This is a genomic window from Hymenobacter sp. BRD67, assembly GCF_013256425.1.
Lineage (GTDB): Bacteria > Bacteroidota > Bacteroidia > Cytophagales > Hymenobacteraceae > Hymenobacter.
In genome coordinates this window covers 2,496,161-2,512,171 of record NZ_CP053904.1, presented here as the reverse complement: position 1 = coordinate 2,512,171, position 16,011 = coordinate 2,496,161, and the positions used below count along the sequence as shown (strand labels likewise).

At 60.3% G+C, this 16,011-nt stretch carries 15 protein-coding genes; 4 read left to right on the top strand and 11 right to left on the bottom strand.

The window, feature by feature from the left end; genetic code table 11:
* Positions 1 to 15: 15 nt before the first annotated feature.
* From GKZ67_RS11705 to GKZ67_RS11685, 5 genes are all read right to left on the bottom strand, one after another.
* On the bottom strand, positions 16 to 765 hold the full coding sequence (locus GKZ67_RS11705) for a queuosine precursor transporter (RefSeq protein WP_173242518.1): 750 nt from the start codon (positions 763 to 765) through the stop codon (positions 16 to 18).
* Positions 766 to 890: 125 nt separating this feature from the next.
* Positions 891 to 1,808, bottom strand: a complete 918-nt coding sequence (locus GKZ67_RS11700) for a ribonuclease Z (RefSeq protein ID WP_173242516.1) — start codon at positions 1,806 to 1,808, stop codon at positions 891 to 893.
* Positions 1,809 to 1,947: 139 nt separating this feature from the next.
* Positions 1,948 to 2,322, bottom strand: a complete 375-nt coding sequence (locus tag GKZ67_RS11695; protein WP_151089188.1) for an STAS domain-containing protein — start codon at positions 2,320 to 2,322, stop codon at positions 1,948 to 1,950.
* Between the two features lie 98 nt (positions 2,323 to 2,420).
* Positions 2,421 to 3,254 (bottom strand): DUF4198 domain-containing protein, encoded by an 834-nt coding sequence (locus GKZ67_RS11690; RefSeq protein ID WP_173242514.1) that lies wholly within the window; start codon positions 3,252 to 3,254, stop codon positions 2,421 to 2,423.
* Between the two features lie 68 nt (positions 3,255 to 3,322).
* Positions 3,323 to 5,161, bottom strand: coding sequence for a glycosyltransferase (locus tag GKZ67_RS11685; protein ID WP_173242512.1), 1,839 nt, complete (start codon positions 5,159 to 5,161; stop codon positions 3,323 to 3,325).
* A gap of 149 nt (positions 5,162 to 5,310) precedes the next feature.
* Between GKZ67_RS11685 and GKZ67_RS11680 the strand changes: the two genes are divergently transcribed.
* The gene (locus GKZ67_RS11680; protein ID WP_173242510.1) at positions 5,311 to 5,940 is read left to right on the top strand and encodes a nitroreductase family protein; all 630 of its coding nucleotides are present in this window, start codon (positions 5,311 to 5,313) and stop codon (positions 5,938 to 5,940) included.
* Positions 5,941 to 6,036: 96 nt separating this feature from the next.
* Here the strand turns inward: GKZ67_RS11680 and GKZ67_RS22650 are convergent, their stop codons facing one another.
* The 6 genes from GKZ67_RS22650 to GKZ67_RS11655 form a co-directional block, all read right to left on the bottom strand.
* A complete protein-coding gene (locus tag GKZ67_RS22650; RefSeq protein WP_254245247.1) occupies positions 6,037 to 7,026 on the bottom strand; it encodes an alpha amylase C-terminal domain-containing protein in 990 nt (329 codons plus the stop codon).
* The gene (locus GKZ67_RS23535) at positions 7,026 to 7,913 is read right to left on the bottom strand and encodes an alpha-amylase family glycosyl hydrolase (protein ID WP_254244775.1); all 888 of its coding nucleotides are present in this window, start codon (positions 7,911 to 7,913) and stop codon (positions 7,026 to 7,028) included. The genes GKZ67_RS22650 and GKZ67_RS23535 overlap by 1 nt, the downstream gene beginning before the upstream one ends.
* Positions 7,914 to 8,191: 278 nt before the next feature.
* On the bottom strand, positions 8,192 to 8,512 hold the full coding sequence (locus GKZ67_RS11670) for a T9SS type A sorting domain-containing protein (protein ID WP_173242508.1): 321 nt from the start codon (positions 8,510 to 8,512) through the stop codon (positions 8,192 to 8,194).
* Positions 8,437 to 11,730 carry a beta strand repeat-containing protein gene (locus GKZ67_RS11665; protein WP_173242506.1) on the bottom strand — a complete coding sequence of 1,098 codons (3,294 nt, stop codon included), beginning with the start codon at positions 11,728 to 11,730 and terminating at the stop codon, positions 8,437 to 8,439. Before GKZ67_RS11665 ends, GKZ67_RS11670 begins: the two co-directional genes overlap by 76 nt.
* A 203-nt stretch (positions 11,731 to 11,933) precedes the next feature.
* Positions 11,934 to 13,001, bottom strand: a complete 1,068-nt coding sequence (locus tag GKZ67_RS11660; protein WP_173242504.1) for a T9SS type A sorting domain-containing protein — start codon at positions 12,999 to 13,001, stop codon at positions 11,934 to 11,936.
* Positions 12,883 to 13,281 (bottom strand): hypothetical protein, encoded by a 399-nt coding sequence (locus tag GKZ67_RS11655; RefSeq protein ID WP_173242502.1) that lies wholly within the window; start codon positions 13,279 to 13,281, stop codon positions 12,883 to 12,885. The genes GKZ67_RS11660 and GKZ67_RS11655 overlap by 119 nt, the downstream gene beginning before the upstream one ends.
* A 331-nt stretch (positions 13,282 to 13,612) precedes the next feature.
* Between GKZ67_RS11655 and GKZ67_RS11650 the strand changes: the two genes are divergently transcribed.
* From GKZ67_RS11650 to GKZ67_RS11640, 3 genes are all read left to right on the top strand, one after another.
* Entirely contained in the window at positions 13,613 to 14,029 is a 417-nt protein-coding gene (locus GKZ67_RS11650) for a DUF6960 family protein (protein ID WP_173242500.1), read from the top strand.
* 59 nt (positions 14,030 to 14,088) lie between these two features.
* Positions 14,089 to 14,946 (top strand): urease accessory protein UreD, encoded by an 858-nt coding sequence (locus GKZ67_RS11645; RefSeq protein ID WP_173242498.1) that lies wholly within the window; start codon positions 14,089 to 14,091, stop codon positions 14,944 to 14,946.
* Positions 14,947 to 15,036: 90 nt separating this feature from the next.
* A complete protein-coding gene (locus GKZ67_RS11640) occupies positions 15,037 to 15,834 on the top strand; it encodes a phosphatase PAP2 family protein (protein WP_173242496.1) in 798 nt (265 codons plus the stop codon).
* Positions 15,835 to 16,011 lie beyond the last annotated feature (177 nt).

Below are 16,011 nucleotides of genomic sequence, written 5' to 3'. Positions count from 1 at the left end.
ATTTGGACAAAATAATCAGACACCCTTATCCGCCAGCGCCTCTTCCTGCAGCTCCACCGTTTCCTCCGGCCCCAGGTAGCGGTCGATAAGGTAGTGCGCCAGATACAGCAGCGGCGTGAGCAAAACAGCGGCGGCAAATTTATACCAGTAATTAAACCAACCCACGCTTTGCACCTGGGCCAGCGTCCAGTTACCAAATATATAAAAAGCCACATATAATACCACGAAGCTGTCCACGAGCTGCGAGATGAGCGTGGAGCCAGTGGCCCGCAGCCAGATAAAGCGGCTGCCCGTGATGCGCCGAAACAGCTGAAACACGCTGGCATCGAGGGCCTGGCCAATCAAAAAAGCCACCAGCGAGCCAATGATAATGCCCAGGCCTTGCCGGAAGATACTCTGGTAGGCAAATTCGATGTTGAAGGGTCGGCCGAGGGTGTCCGTCTTGTTCAGGTCCAGCCAGAAATCGGCCGGTACCAGGTGCGTGGTGCCCAGAATCACCAGGAAGGAATACAGGATAAGGCCGGCCGTTAAAAAGCTCACCCGCAGTACGCCCTTGTGGCCGAAGTACTCGTTGATAATATCGGTGGTGAGGAATACCACCGGCCACACCAGCACGCCGGCCGTCAGGTTGCCGGTGAGGCCGAAGGTTTTCTCGACCGAAAAAATCTTCACGCCGATAATCTCGGCCAGAAGGGCATTCACCAGGAATATGCCGCTGAGTACGAGGTAAAGCTGCTGTTTTTTGTGGGCGTAGGTGGCAGGCATAGAGTTGGGTGGTCAGAGCAAGCGTAGCGCGGAACGCGGCAAGGGTGCCGGCCCAGCTGCGGATAATTCGCGTGAGGGCAGCCACCTGGCTGCGGTTGCCATGACAGCGTAAGCCAGGAAAATGTTTACACGCTTACTACCAGGCCTTCGGTGGCCAGCGCCGTCCAGGCAAACACCGCCTGAGCTTCCTGTAAATGGCCTTCGAGCTGCTTATAGCGCGAAGAAAAGTGCCCGATGAGCAGGCGCTGGGCATCTGCCGCCTGCGCCAGCTCGGCGGCCTGCCGCGCGGTGCTGTGGAACGTCACGGCCGCCCGTTCGCGCAGGTCGTTGAGAAATGTGGCCTCATGGTACAGCAGGTCAACCCCGCGTACCAGCTCAGCCAGGCTGGGTGTGTACACCGTATCGGAGCAGAAAGCGTAGCGGCGCGGCGCGGGGGCAGGCACCGATACGTCGGCGTGGCGCAGGGCCGGGCGACCGGTGGCCGGGTCGGCGGGCAGGTCGTGGCCCTGCGCCAACTGGCTCAGCTCGGTGGGAGAGAGGCTGGCGGGCAGGCGCTCCTTCACCAGCTTGTTGCGCCGGGGCTGCTCCTCAAACAAATAGCCGCAGCACGGAATGCGGTGGCGCATCGGCAGCGACGATACCCGCACCAGCGCATCTTCATACACCACGGCGTGCGCTTCCGTATCGACGGGCACGAAGGTGATGGGGTAGCCCGGCTGCATCTGCGAGTGCAGCGCCTGGGTGGTGAGTACCAGCTCCAGGCCGGGCGGACCAACTACCGTGAGCGGTTCCTGGCGACCTTGCAGGCTCAGGGTACTCAATAGTCCAAACAGCCCGAAGTAGTGGTCGCCGTGCAGGTGCGAGATAAAAATAACCCGAAGCGAGCTTAAGCGGCGGCGCTGTTCAAGCAGCCGTAGCTGGGTGCCCTCGCCGCAGTCGAGCAGGTAGCGGCCCTCGCCCACGGCCAGCAGCTGCGCCGTAGGGTGGCGGCCTACCATCGGCGTTGCCGAGCCACTGCCCAATATCTGAAGCTCAAAAGTCACTGGAGTGATTGTCAGGTGCTGGTCGTTCGGGCCAGGTAATTGTTAGTCCGAACAAGTGCAGCGGATAAGCCTAAAAAATAGAGGTTGCCAGCTATCAATTAAAAAACTGACAACTGACAACCAAAAACTGACATCCAGGCTATTCTTTATCCGTCAGGTCGCGCTCGATGGCGTGCAAAAAGATGCGGTCGATGCCTTCCTCTACCGTGGGCAGGATGTGCAGCACCGACTCGAGCTTGCTGATGGTAATGAGTTTCAGTACGTGGTCTTGCAGGCCGGTGAGCACCAGCAGGCCGCCCGTCGAGTTGCACAGGCGGTTGGCGATAAGGATGCTGCTCAGGCCGGAGGAGTCGGTGTATTTTACGTTTTGAAGGTCGAGTATCAGGTTGTTACTGCCTTCAGCGTTGAGCTTAACAAACTCCGATTTCAGGTCTGGCGCAACGGTGGTATCGAGCTTTTTTTCATCGATGGTGATGACGGTATAGCTCTCTTTTTTATCGATTGAGTACTTCATAAAACCGTGGCGGGAGATGGAGATTTTGGTGCTGGGTGGCGAAGGTAGCGATAAAAAGGAAAATGCGAAACGGAGCAAGGCCGAAGGTGAGGCGCTAACTAATTGGCAGGTTGGGAGTAGACGGTTTTACCCGCCGTTTCGGGCCCGCCGAAGGTGAGGGAGGCCCAGGTGCTAAGCCAATCGGCCTGCCCGGCCAGCGCCGGCGGGGCGGCTTCCATGCGCACGGTAGCCAGCAGGTAGGGCCCCGGGCCGGGCAGCCGCAGCAGCGCCCGCCCCTGAGCATTGGTATACGTGGTGAAGTGACGTATAGCCGGTGCAGCGGCTGGCCCCGGCGCTATACCAGCCTGCCACACCTGCACTGGTGCGCCCGGCACGGGCTGGCCCTGCCGCAATACCCGAACCGTGAGGGCCGCGCCGGGCCGCAGGCGGTAAGGGTTTTGCTCGGGCACCAGCTCCAGCGGCAGGCCCAGCACCCGCCGGTATGCCGTGTCGGCACTGGCCGGCAGCCTGCGCCCCGTGGCACCCGCAGTAGCAAAAACCAGCGCCTTGGCACAGCGCTGGTATGCCTCGCGGCCTGGCTTAGAAGTAGTCTGGCCGGCTTCCTCGCGCTGGCGCAGGGCGTAGCCCAGGGCTTCGGCGCGCAGGTAGGCCGTGAACTCGCTGGCAGGTAGTTCTAGGAAAGCTGGCTGACTCGTAAGGGCCAGCAGGTGCGTACCGGGCGCAGAGCAGCCTATGGCCGGGGCCAGCGAATCGGCCAGCAGCGCCGGGCGCAGGTCGGTAGAGTCGGTAGAGCCGCCGGGCCAAAGCGCAGGAAGCGCCGCACGCGGCGCGTGGGCCGGGGCCAGGGAGTGCCCACGAAGCCATCGCCCACCAGCAGGCGCAGCGGCAGAGTGGCCCCGGCCGCTACCCGAAAACTGGCCGGCTGAAGCCAAAACTCGTGGGCAAGGGTAGTAGTGGCTATAAAAAGCAGGAGCGGAAGGCACCTCTGTGCGAACATAACCTACTGCCGCTCCAGCGCCAGCGCATAAGCCCGGTCGTAGTACACGCGCAGGTTTTTCCAGTCAAAAATATCGGCCGAGCTCTCCACCCGGTTGCGCTGGCTGATGCGCTCGCGGCGGCTCAGCAGCACAAAATTCCAGAGCATGTCGGTAAGCTCCTCGGCGGCCTGGTCGAAGCTGCGCTCCTGGCGGCGCACCACAAATATACCCTTTTCCTCATGTTCGGATACGTTCTTCTCTACGTAGTCGCCAAAGCCGGAGAGGTCGCTCGTGATGGCCGGCACGCCGCGCGCCACGCACTCAAGCGGGGTGTAGCCCCAGGGCTCGTAGTAGCTCGGAAACACGCCCAGGTGGCAGCCGCGCACAAACTGCCCGTAGTCCATGCCAAACAGGGGCGAGGTAGTGCTCACAAAATCAGGGTGATAGACTATCTTTACCCGGTCGTGCTTGTTATTCACCAGATTGGCCCGGCGCACGAAGTTCAGGATGTCGTCGTCCTGGTCGTTCACCAGGTTGTGGGTGATAACCGAGGGCAGGGCCGCGGTTTTCCAACTTTGCAGGCCGCGGCGGTAGCGCAGCTTCCAGTAGTCGTCCACCATGCTGTCGAGGTCGGGCAGGCGGTGGTCCTGGCTGGCGGCGGCGGCGTAAAACAGCCGCTCACCCACCTGCTCCTCAATGGCGCGGCAGGTCTGGCGCACTTCTTCCAGCTGGGCGCGGCTTTGCAGCACCAGTGGGTTGATGCTGGTGTAGGGACGCTTGGTAATAAAAAACATCACTACCTGCCCTTCAAGGCCACTGGCTTGCAGGCGGTGGTTGAGACGGGCCAGGGCTTCGAGCGTTAGGTCAAAGCCCTTATTATGATATTCATATCTTCCAGAAGTAAAAAGGTACAGCGTCTGGTCGAGGTCAAAGGAGTAGCTCTGGAAGAAGTGCGCCATCACAAACTCATGGATTTTATCCTTATAAAGCTTGTGCAGATTCTGAAACTCGTGCAGGGCCACAAAGCGCTCGATGTTGAGGCCGTTGGGCAATACGGCATCGGGTATCCGGTCGAGCAGATAGATGCATTCCCGCACGGTCAGCTCGCTCACCGTGGTAAACACGTGGCTGCCATGAGCGGCGGCCCGCTCCATGCTCACGGCCGGCTCGATGTTGAAGTGGCGGGCCTGGCTGCGCCAGTCTACCAGCATGAGGTGGTCGTAAAAGTCGGGGTCGTTCATGGCCAGGTAGCGGCCCAGCAGGGTAGCGTGCGTAGTAAACACGAGGTGCACGGGCACCTGGCGGCGGCGTAGCTCCGGAATGGCTACGCCCGTCATCCACTCGTGAAAGTGGCCGATAACCTTCCACTGGCCGACTGTCTGCCTGGCTACGGCTTCGATAAACTGCGTGGCCAGATTCCCAAAGGCAATGACCTGATGCAGCAAATCGTCGTTGTCCGGGGCCGTAATCTTATGGTCGCGCCAGAGGTCGCTTTTCAGCTCGGCCAGCCGGCTGTACTGCTGAAACGGGTTGATGAGCACTACCCGCGGCCGGCCCGTTACGAGCCACACGCCTAGGCAGATATCCATACCCTGGGCGCGCAGCGTGCGCACGGCAGCCGCGTAGGGGTCGGTCATGCCTGCCAGCTGGTCGTCGTCATAGGCCTCAAACTCACCCTGGGCCTGCTGCGGGAAGTAAGGCCCCAGCAAGCAGTAGCGCCCGCCCCAGGCCGGCATGGTAGCTGGTACCTTCGAGCGAATAACAGTATATATGCCGCCCACCTGGTTACATACTTCCCAGGCCACTTCAATCAGTAAGGAATCGGGAAACAGGGCTTCGGGCGCGAGGGGCTGCGGCTGCATAGCGAGGTGAACAATGGGCAGGAATAGGAGCGAAAGGTAAGCCGGGGCACCAGTACTTCCTACGCGAAAAAGGAACGAACCGCGGTAGGGTTGCCAAAACATAAAGCCCGTGCAGCGGCTTTATACCCCCGAATTTTACACCACTTCTCATGTCTGATTTAACAAACGTGCTCACGTCGGAGCATCCTATTCTGCCCCAGCTGGCCCAGCGTCGCAGTCCGCGCGCCTATACGAGCCAGCCCGTCGCGGCCGAGGCCCTGCAGCAGCTCTTTACGGCGGCCGGCTCGGCGGCCTCCTGCTTTGGCGAGCAGCCCTGGCGCTTTATCGTAGGCAGCAAAGCCACGAGCCCCGAGGCGTTCGGGAAAATCCTGGCCACCTTGGGTGAATTCAACCAGGTGTGGGTGAAAGACGCCCCGGTGCTGGCCATCAGCATTGCCAAAGCAACCTTTTCGCACGACAATAACCCCAATGCCTGGGCCAGGCACGACGTAGGCCAGGCGGTAGCTACCCTGGCTATCCAGGCCGTGGAGCTGGGCTTGCAGATTCACCAGATGGCCGGCTTCTCGCCCGAGGCCGCCCGCACGGCGTTCAGCATTCCGGCCGGCTACGACGCGGTGGCGGTATTTACCATCGGCTACCCCAGCGCCGCTGCTACGGTGCCCGAATCCCTGCGCGAGCGCGAGCTGGCCCCCCGCAGCCGCAAGCCGCTGGCCGAATTTATGTTTGAAGGCGGCTGGCCTCAGGTGCAGGACGAGCGCTACGACCAGGCACCAGTATAAGGCAGTGAGTGATGAGCGTAATGGGCGTAATTTGACTAACCTCGTTTAACGTATCTAAAACGATAGTGCTCAGATTACGCCCACTACGCTCATTCCTTAATTATACCCGCGACAGCACCAGTACGGCGTAAGGGCCCAGGTCGAAGCGGCCGTGCTGGGGGAAACCGTCGTAGTCGCCAGCCTCAGCCTCGGTGCCAAAGCTGGGGAAGTCCTGAAAGTCGCTGTCGTAGCCCTGCCAGTCGGAGTTGAAGCGTACCGTCCAGCTACCGGGGCCGGCAGGCCGATGGCGTACCCCTGGTGAGCCTGGTTGGCAAAGTTGGCGATGATAATGGTTGCGTTTTCCAGCGCATCTTCCCAACGGGCAAAAGCCAGCACTTTGTCCGTGTTGTTGACGTGAAATACCTGGCAGCCCTGGCCATGCAGGCCGGGCGTGGTGCCGTGCAGGTTGCGCCGCAGAGCAATAAGGTCGCGGTAGAGCTGCGTGAGGCCGCTGTGGGCTTCGGCCCAGTCCCATTGCAGGGGCTCGGTGTCGTTAAAGGAGCCGGGGGCCAGAAACTCCTGCCCCTGAAACAGCATCGGAATACCCGGCGCGGTAAATACCAGGCTGGCCCCGAGCACCATGCGCTTCTTGGCAAAATAGTTTTCAACATCACCGGGCACAATTTCCTCGGGCAGGCGGCTCTTGCCATTGGCTACCTCATCGTGGCTTTCGGTGTAGATAACCCGCTGGAATACATCATTATTATAAGAGGTGTTGATGGCTCCGGCCAACGCTTCGATATTGCGGTCGGCATCTTCGGCGGCCGTGAGAACGTCGTGGACGGGGTAGATAAAGGAAGCATCCCACTGGGCCGAAAAGCCCTGTCCGCCGGCCTCCACGCTGCCCGTAATCCCCGGATTGGAGCGCAGGTCTTCGGCAATTGTGATTTTCCAGGGCTGGCGCTGGCGTATTTCCTCGTTTACCCAGCGCATGAGGGTCCAGCCGTCGGGCAGGTCGGCACCGGGGTCTTCCTCCCCGTTCACGTTGCGAATGAAGGCAATAGCATCCATGCGCAGGCCGTCGCAGTGGTAGTCTTCGAGCCACATCAGGGCATTATCGCGGATGTAGCGGCGCACTTCGGGGCGGCCGTAGTCGGGGCGGTTTTCGCCCCAGGGCGTTTTGGCGCGCCAGTCGTTATAAAAATAAATGCCACCCCCCTCGTTCTCGCTCCAGCCGTCGAACTGCCACAAATCGAGGTCGCCGGGCCGAAGTGGTTATAAACCACGTCTAACAGTACCGCAATGCCATGCTGATGCGCCGCCTTCACCAGCTGGCGAAAGGCTTCGGCCCCACCGTAATCGCTTTCCAGCGCAAATGGGTTTGAAGGGTTGTAGCCCCACGAGTAAGCCCCCGGAAACTCGGTGGCCGGCATAATCTCGATGCAGTTGATGCCGAGGCCCTGCAAATAATCGAGCCGCTCTATCACATCCAGAAAGGTGCCGGGCTTGCCGGGCTCTTTTACATTAAAAGTGCCAATGTGCAGCTCGTAGATGATAAGGTCGTTCCAGGCCGGCATCTGAAAATTGTCGCCTTCCCAATCAAAGTCCAGCGGGTCAAATACCAGCGAGTGGCCGCTGGAGTTCGTAACGGCCCGGGCGTAGGGGTCATTGCGGGTCAGCTCGCCCTTCGCTGTTTGAAGCACATACTTGTAGCCGTCGCCAGGCTTAGCCAGGGGCAGGTCGGCTGCCCAGTTGCCATCGGGCTCGGCCTGTAAGGGATTGGCGTTCTTATCCCAGTTGTTGAAAGTGCCGACAACCGACACGGCTGTGGCCGCCGGGGCCCACACCCGAAAAGTGACTCCCTTGGCATGGGGCAGCGCGCCAAAGCCAGCGCGCACGGGTGAGTTGGCAGCGGCTTTAGAAGAAGGACTGGTAGCGGATGCTGGCTTGGCGGAAGACGCCTTTGGGAGCTTGGGTAAGGTAGAAGAGGGCATAAATAAATGGCTGGCGCGCGGGCTCTACTATACGGAGCCGTCCGGCGCGACCAACAGTTCAGGTTTCCCTTACGCGCCTAAGCCGATTAGGATATGGGCCGGGCCTTTGCGGCTGGCAGAAAGCAGAAAGCTATTCGCCCTGTTTAGCGGTTTAGCGCAGCTTGGGAGGCGCTGTACAGTTGTACGCACCTTCAAAGCTGCGCCAGGGTCTGTGCCTGACTGTCGCATTAATGATATATTTAGTATATATAAAAAATTATATTATAGCTAAAAAACTGCTATTCTTTGACGAACCGGCGTATGACCAGGCCGGCATCGGTATGAGCCTCTACAAAATATAACCCCGCCGGTAGTCCGGCCACGGTAATGCTGGTGTGCCCAGCTTCGGCTAACCCTTGCAATAAGGCCTGGCCCAGCGCCGAGCGCACGACGTAAGCTGCCGGCTGGCTGGTAAACATGGTCAGGGTGGCAAGCGCAGGGTTGGGGCTGAGGTGCAGCTCCAAGCTGCTGCCGGGGTGAGCCGCTACGGTGACAACCGGCGAAAAATGGGCCGTGCCGTCGTGGTCGAGCTGCCGCAGCCGATAGTAAAGAGTAGCCACCGGAGCCATTGCATCAAGCACCGTATAGGTATGCGCGTGGGGGTAGTGCCGGCAGCTGCTGCCCTGCTCACCGGCTCAAACTGCTGCCCGGCGAGGCTGCGCTCGACTATAAAGTGCGTACTATTGGTTTCCGAAGCCGTAGCCCAGCGAAGGTGCACGTCGGCAGCGGTGCGGGCCGCCGTAAAGCTCGTTAGCATTACCGGCAAGGGGTTTACCTGGGTGGCAGTGAGGTTATTGGTATTGGTCGCGCCCAGGGTAAAATCGGAAAAGCTGGTAAACGAAGCCGAGGTAATGGTGCCGCTAACAGGCGGGCCACCGGGGCCGGTACCGCTGCTGCCCGTTTCGGCGCTGTGCCCAAGATTCGCCCAGGCGGCGGCTGGGGAGGCGCGTTTAGCGATGACTAGGCCGGCATCGTTGGGCACATTTACGTAGTCGTCGGGCCCAAAGCTCAGGGTAATAGTGCCATTGAAACCCGTAGGCTGCACAGTGGGCGTAACCGTGAAGTAGCGCCGAAATGATACCCGCCGTAAGTCGGCCCCGCGCGGGTCGTTTACGGTCAGGCTTTGGGTAGGCGGCGATTCCTTTTGCTCGGCCATATAGGTAGTGGTGCTGGTTTGGGTGGTGGCAGTAAGGGTAACAGGGCGATAGGCCGTGCCGCTACCCACCGGAAAAATCGTGGTACGGGCTCCTGGGGCGGTTACGCGGGCCAAAGGGCCGCTCACGAAGCCATTGCCGGGGGTGAGCGTAGCCGTGCTGCTCATGGTCAGTAAGTTGGTGCTCGTGGTAGTTACGGTGCCCTCGCTCATCGTGAGTACTCCGCCTACCTGAACAGGGGAGCCGAGGAGTACCGAGCCGCTGGCCCGCCCTATGCTAAGGTTACGTAGCTGCTGAGTGCCGGCTGCCAGGCGAAGCGTGCCCAATGCGCCGCTTCCCCCGATTACCAGGTCGCTGGTAGCAGAGCCCTGCAAGCTGCCGGTGCCGGTAAGCGTACCAGTAAGAGTCAGCGTCTGGTTAGGGCCAATGTCCAGCCGGCCGGTGCCGTCGAGGGTCAGCGCCCCGGCTATCGTCAGCGATGAGCTAACGTCGAGGTAGTCGTTCGAGGCATTAGCCAGGCGTAGATTATTGAGCGTGTTGGCACCGGGCGTCAGGTAAAGGGAGCCGATAGAAGTATTCAGCGATTCCAGGTTGAGCGACGAGGCCGGCGATAGGGTAATGGTGCCCGTGCCACCTGAGTTGACAAGCGAGGCCCGGCCGCCCGGCGTGAAGGAAAGCGTGTTAGCGTTGAGAGTCAGCGTGCTGCCGGCCAGAAGGCCCAGGCCACCACCCCGAGTGGTGCCAACTTCGAGGGGCGTGCCGCCGTTGGCATCGGCCAATACCGCGCCTGCGCCGCTCACGTAGGTTCTCAGCAGGTGCAGGCGCAGGGTATTGCCATTGCCGCTTAGCACTTGCGGGGTGTTGCCATACAGCCCCAGGGTAATCCGGCCGCTGGAAGCCGGGTCGAAGGTGGTAGCGCCCAGCAGGTTCAGGTTGCCATTCAGGGCAATATCCGAGAAAGTAGTGGTGTTGGAGCCTCCGAAACTACTCACGTTCTCCAGCGTCAGGTTACCATATATGTTCGTGCTGCCCGGAGCCAGCTGCTTGGTAGCATTGGTTAGCTTCAGGTGGCCATAGCCGGGGCTGGGGCTTGGCACGACGTAGTTGGCTGCCTGCGCAAACTCAACGGTGCTGCCCGGCGCAAGGTCGCCGAGGTTTAGCGCAGGCGATGGAGATAGTACGGTGAGATATGCGCCATCCTGCATGTCTACCCGGCCCCCATAGCTGAAGGCGGCTGGTATGGTAAAAGCCGACCCCGCCGCCAGCACCACCTTCGAGCTGGTTCCTGATACTACCAGGTTGCCCGATAGGGAGTGTATGCCATTGACGATGTACGTGCGGTTCGCCGTCGTAAAATTGCCGGGAGCAGTACCGGTACCATCGGTGGCCGTGCCAAAAGTGGCCAGATTGTTCAGGTCGCCGGTAGGCTTCGAGTAGTAAAAAGCAGTGCCAGCCGTTGTGCTGAAGGTAGCAGTGCCGGGCGAAGCAGTCAGGTAGCTTTCCTGGCCGGCTACCCCGTCATCATTATAAGCATAAACTGCCAGGGTATAGCTCACCGAGGCGCTTAGGCCGGTGAGGGTCGCCGCCACCGTCGTGCCATCGGCGACCATGACGAAGTTGCCGGGGCCGGGCTGGCCACCCGCTCCCAGCGTAAGGCTGGCCGGGTAGGTAACATTATCGGCCGGCACGGCGGCCGTGGCCGAGGTTGCTCGCAGCACCACGAGTCGCTTTTGACCATTGCCGCCCGTCAGGGTAATATCAACCGTATTGGCCGTGCTGTTGGCCGCCGTAATGGTAGGCTGCGTTGTCGGCTTGGCCGCTTTGGGTGCCGATACTGTGCCTGAGGCACTTACCGTAGCCGCAGTGCCGGTAGCGCTGGCTGTTTTATCAAACACCGTAGTGGTAATACTAACCCCACTGTACGGGCCCGCGGCGGCAGTAGCGGCCAGGCGCACGTACACCAGCGGAGCGGCCGCATCGGCCGGCAGGCTGGTGCCGGCGTAAGCCAGTGTCAGGCTTTGGCCAAAGCTGGTGTTATCGCCCGAAACCTCGAAGCCCGAGTTGACGGGCAGCGATACGCGCAGGCTGCCATCGGGAGGTAAGTTATTGCCCGCCAGCTTGTACGCCTGCGCTGCCGAAGCAGTACCCAGAGGGGCGCTGAATCCTGTAAGGGTGGTAGGAGTAGCCGTAAGCACCGCGGCCGAGGTTGCGGCTACCGAGCCATTTACCACCAGGTCGCCGAGCAGGCCACCCGTCCCCGTGCTGGCGGTAGCCCCGTATCCATACAACCGAAATGAGATGGTACTGGTAAGGTTGCCGAAGCTGGCGGCCGGCAGCGTGAGCGTGGTATTGGCCGGGGCAGCCGTTGAGGCCACGGTAGCCAGGGGCGTCGTAAAGTTATCGAGGCTGGAATACCATTGGTAGGTGGCCGGCCCCGAGCCACTGCTGACAAGCCCGTAGCTTAAGCTGCTAAGAGTAAGCGCGTAGCCGGTATTTGGAGTTACAGAAAACCCGATGTACTTACCGGCGTCCGGGCTCGTGGCCTGCGACCAGCTGCTGCCCTTAAATGTGCCGGCACCCGTGCTGCTGGAAAGACCATTTTTAGTGAGCGCGACTGTCGTCACATTTGCATTGCTGCTACTGGCCGCCAGGCTCGTCGCGCCACTAGCCGCGCTGCTTAAACCTGCGATTGGATAGGTTGCAACCTGCCCCCAGCTCAGCAGCGGCAACAGCCACGCGCCAAGCAGCCATCGTGTTCGTCGGGGAAAGCTTGAGTAAATAAGCGTCATATTTTAAAATATTTTAACTAAATAAAAAAATAGATATTTCAGTCTACTTTGCTGATGCGGCGCGTCAGGCTGCCGTCAACTGTAAGCAGGTAGGTGCCCGCCGCCAGGCCATCCAGGCTTAGCTGCCCCGAGGCGGGGAGCGTGGCCGTGCGGAGCAGGCGGCCGCGCAGGTCGCGCACTTCGGCAGTGTGCCCGCCCGCCCGGCCATCGGCCAGCCGAATAGTCACTACCTGCTGCGCCGGGCTGGGATACAGCGCCAGCTGGGTTAAAGTAGCTTCTGGCCGGGCCGTCAGCGCCGTAGCCAGCGGGGCTGGTGCCACGCCCCGAAATGCCATACTGGTGCCCGCAGTAGCAATGGCAGCGGGCAAGACCGACGTACTCGGCGGCGCGTTATAGCCCGCCTGGTCGGTTACGGCATAAAGGCTGCCCGAGCTGCTGGCTATCAGGGTGATAGCTGTGCCATTAGTGGTGCCCGCCAGTCCCCGCACGCCTGGATTGGTCGCCCCGGTAATCAGGCCGTTCAGTACCCAGCTGTTGTTGACGAGGCTCCACTTCTGGATACCGCCATTCGCTCCGTTCGAGCCGGAGGCGCTGCCATCGTCGGCCACGTAGAGTACGTCGGGGCCGGGTACGGCCGGGCTTTGGTCGGTAAAGAAAAAGCTGGCCGAACTCAGCAATGCCTGCGTAGTACCCGCCGGATTGGCGAAGCCAGAAAGTAAGGTAACTGCTTGTGGGCTAGCAGTAGGCAAGCCTTTGCCAACCTGGCTGATGCCAGTAGCGGCGGCCGAGCCGGAGCTAACGTACAGGTTGTCGGCCGCGATGGCTACGGCTCGTAGATTGGTAGGCGCGCCAGCGGTCAGCGACGTCGAATTTCCGCTGTTACCCAGCGGCACATATACGACGCCGTTGCTGCTGCCTACTGCGTAAAAAGCTGAGCCAGTAGCTGAAGCAATACTGCGAATATTGCCCGCCGTGCTGGCACTGCCGCTAAAGGCATCCTTGATGCGGGTGGTTGTATGAAGCGTCCCATCGGCAGCAATGCGGCAAATGAGCCGGTTGGTGACAGCTGCCGCAGTATTGGCTACCGTGGGGTACCCATGGGGCATTATAGCCGGGCAGCAGCAGGTAATGCCCGTCGGCCGAGCGTGTCAGATTAGCGTCGGACGTGGCGGTACCGGTTTCGGTGAAAGCCAGATTAGGGCTGGCATCGGCCGTAGGCAGCGCAATAGTTTGTACCAGGGTGCCGGTAGGGGAGTACTCCAGCAAAAAGGCCGCGGTTGCGGCGCTGGTGAGCGCCGCTTTGCCATCGCCCACGCGCACAATTACAAAGTTGCCGGGGGTGAAAGGCCTGGCAGCCTGGGCAGCTGCTGCAGAAGCGCTCAGCAAGCCAATAAGTGAGGCAAGCAGGCTTCGATAAATGGTAAGAGAGGAAAAGTTTAGCATGAAAAGCTTAAAAATTTATGTATAAAATTTATTGTCCATTTTATGTATTAAAAAGCAAATGTAAGAGTTATTATTTATGAACAAAAGATGAACGTTAAATATTTTATAAAAACTCAGTGCCCTAAGGCCTCATTAGTATCGGCCGTAGCAACTTGCAGGGGCGTTTTGGGTTAGCTAGGGTAGTTTCCAAATTCGTGTACAGAGCCGGCAGCCCGTCCCAGCCATTCTGTGCTCGGACCGGAAGTTTGCGCTACCTCCAAGCTGTTCTGTTGCTATGCCCCGTCCTCGTCCCGTTGTTTTTGGCTTATATGCCTGGTCGCCCGACTATGGCTACAGCTACCTGCACCCCGCCAATCGGCGCTCCTTTGAGCTATTGGAGCCAGTGGGTAAAGTATTTGAGAAAGTGAGCGACCTCGACGCCGACAGCGACTGGATAACCCTGCGCTATGATGAGCAGCAGTTTCTGGTGCGCGGCGAGCTGTTTAAGGAGCTCTACAATAAGCCACCTTTCGGCTTTGGCGACCTGGTAGAGGAAGTGCAGCCGAAGGGCGGCCTGCCTCCGCACCAAGGCTTGATTTCGGATATCTTCTGGAGCGAAAGCCAGGACCGCGCCTCTTTTCAGCTGGTAGAGCGCAAGCGCAAGCTGGCCCGCATCTTTGAGCCCGAAGAGCTGCGCAAAGTGCACCGGTAGCTGCGCCACGAAAAAACTGCGGGCTCCGCGGCTATCTTGCCGACCTCAATTTCCCGGCAATGCCCGACGACCACCTGTGGAGCGAGCTGACGGTGGCCCAGGTGCGGCAGCAGTCGCGGCTGGTGGCCAGCCGCAGCATCCAGCCGCTCAAAATTATCAACCCCCACGCTCCCGGCGGCAGCTGCCAAGTGGTGCTGGCCAGCTACGGCGGCGGCCTGGTGGCCGGCGATAATATTCGGCTGCGGGTGCGCTGCGAAGAAAATGCCCGGCTGCTGCTTAACACCCAAGCCAACACGCGCCTGTTCAAGTCGATAGATGGAGCCCAGGCCGAGCAGCATACCGAAGGCTACCTGGCCGAACATGCGTTGGCCGTGGTGCTGCCCGACCCACTGGTGCCCCAGGCCGCCAGCCGCTACCACCAAACCCAGCACTGGCACCTTACTGCTGATGCTACATTGCTCCTGGCCGACTGGTGGCACGCCGGCCGCACCGATGCCGGCGAAAAATTCGCCTTTACCTCCTTTGCTACCGAGCTGCGCGTGAGTGTGGCCGGCCGCCTGGCACTGCTCGACCGCTTCGCCCTGCGCCCCACTGAGCATCTGGCTACTTCGCAGGCTACGTTTGGGGAGTATAATAGTGTATTCTCTATCTATTTGGTGGGGCCGCCGGGCGGCGTGCGTTTTCAGCGGCTGGCCGCCCGGCTGCACCAGCTGCCACCGGCCGGCCAAACGGCCCTGCACGCCCAACTGGCCGGCCGGCCTTATGTAGTGGCCGTAACTCAGGCGCGCGAAAATGTGGTATTGGTGCGTGCGCTGGGCCTTTCGCGCCCCGACCTGGAGCCGGTGTGCCAGGCAGTAGCGGCGGCATTGGCCGACGAAAGGCTGCTGGGGTTCAACTGGCTGGACCGTAAATACTGAGTGGCCCAACCTTGATAAATACTTGCGCGTTTAGTACTCTTTTTTAAGCGCCAACAGATGAAGCAGCACGCTACTTTTCTTTTTGTAGGGATGTTGAGCCTGACCGCCGGTACGCCGGCTACTGCGCAGGAAACGCCCTCGCCCTACCATACCCGCTTTGCCGTCGATGGCTCCATTATTTTGGGCGAAGCGGCCGTGAGCGCCTTTGGCCTGTACCGGTCGCAGCAGCGCAGTGGCCTCACCAACACGCAGATAGCTGCGCTCAATAAAAACGATATTCCAAGATTCGACCGCTTTTCGGCTGGCTATTACAGCCAAAGTGCCCAGACTACCAGCGATTTAATCTGCTATCCTACGCTGGCTATCGCCCCCGGCCTGCTGGCCCTGAATCCGGCTGTTCGTAGTCACTACGGCCAGGTGCTGGCCTTATACGTGCAAACGGTGCTAGCCACGGATGCCATCTTTGCCACGGCTATCGGTAATGTCACGCGCTACCGCCCTTACCTCTACGGCCCGGAGGGCGGCGACCTGCGCAACGGCCACATTGCCACCAATTCGTTTTTTTCGGGCCATGCGGGGCATACAGCCACGGCTACCTTCTTCGTGGCCAAGGTTTTTCATGATTTTAACCCCGACTCGCCGGCCCAACCCTACGTGTGGGGCGCGGCGGCTGTGGTGCCCGCCGCCGTGGCGTATTTCCGCATCGAGGCGGGCAAGCATTTCCTCTCCGATAACATTGTGGGCTACGCCGTGGGCGCCACGATGGGCGTGGTAGTGCCGCAGCTGCATAAGGTAGCTGGCCGCCAGGGCCTCTCGCTGGCGCCCCTGCAAGGCGTGAACGTGAATGGGTATTCTTACAGTGGCGTGCTGCTGAGCAAGCAGTTATAACCTCCTAGCCACGCAATTAATATGGCAAGGGCCTAGCCCAGCCTTACCCGCATCGGCTACTTCAAAACACTGTCATTGCCCACTACGAGCAGTACATGTGTCAGCGTGCCGCCGCCGTAGCGCAGGATACGATGGAGAAAACAGCGGCTGTGCACGCGCCGGATGGGCTAGCGCATT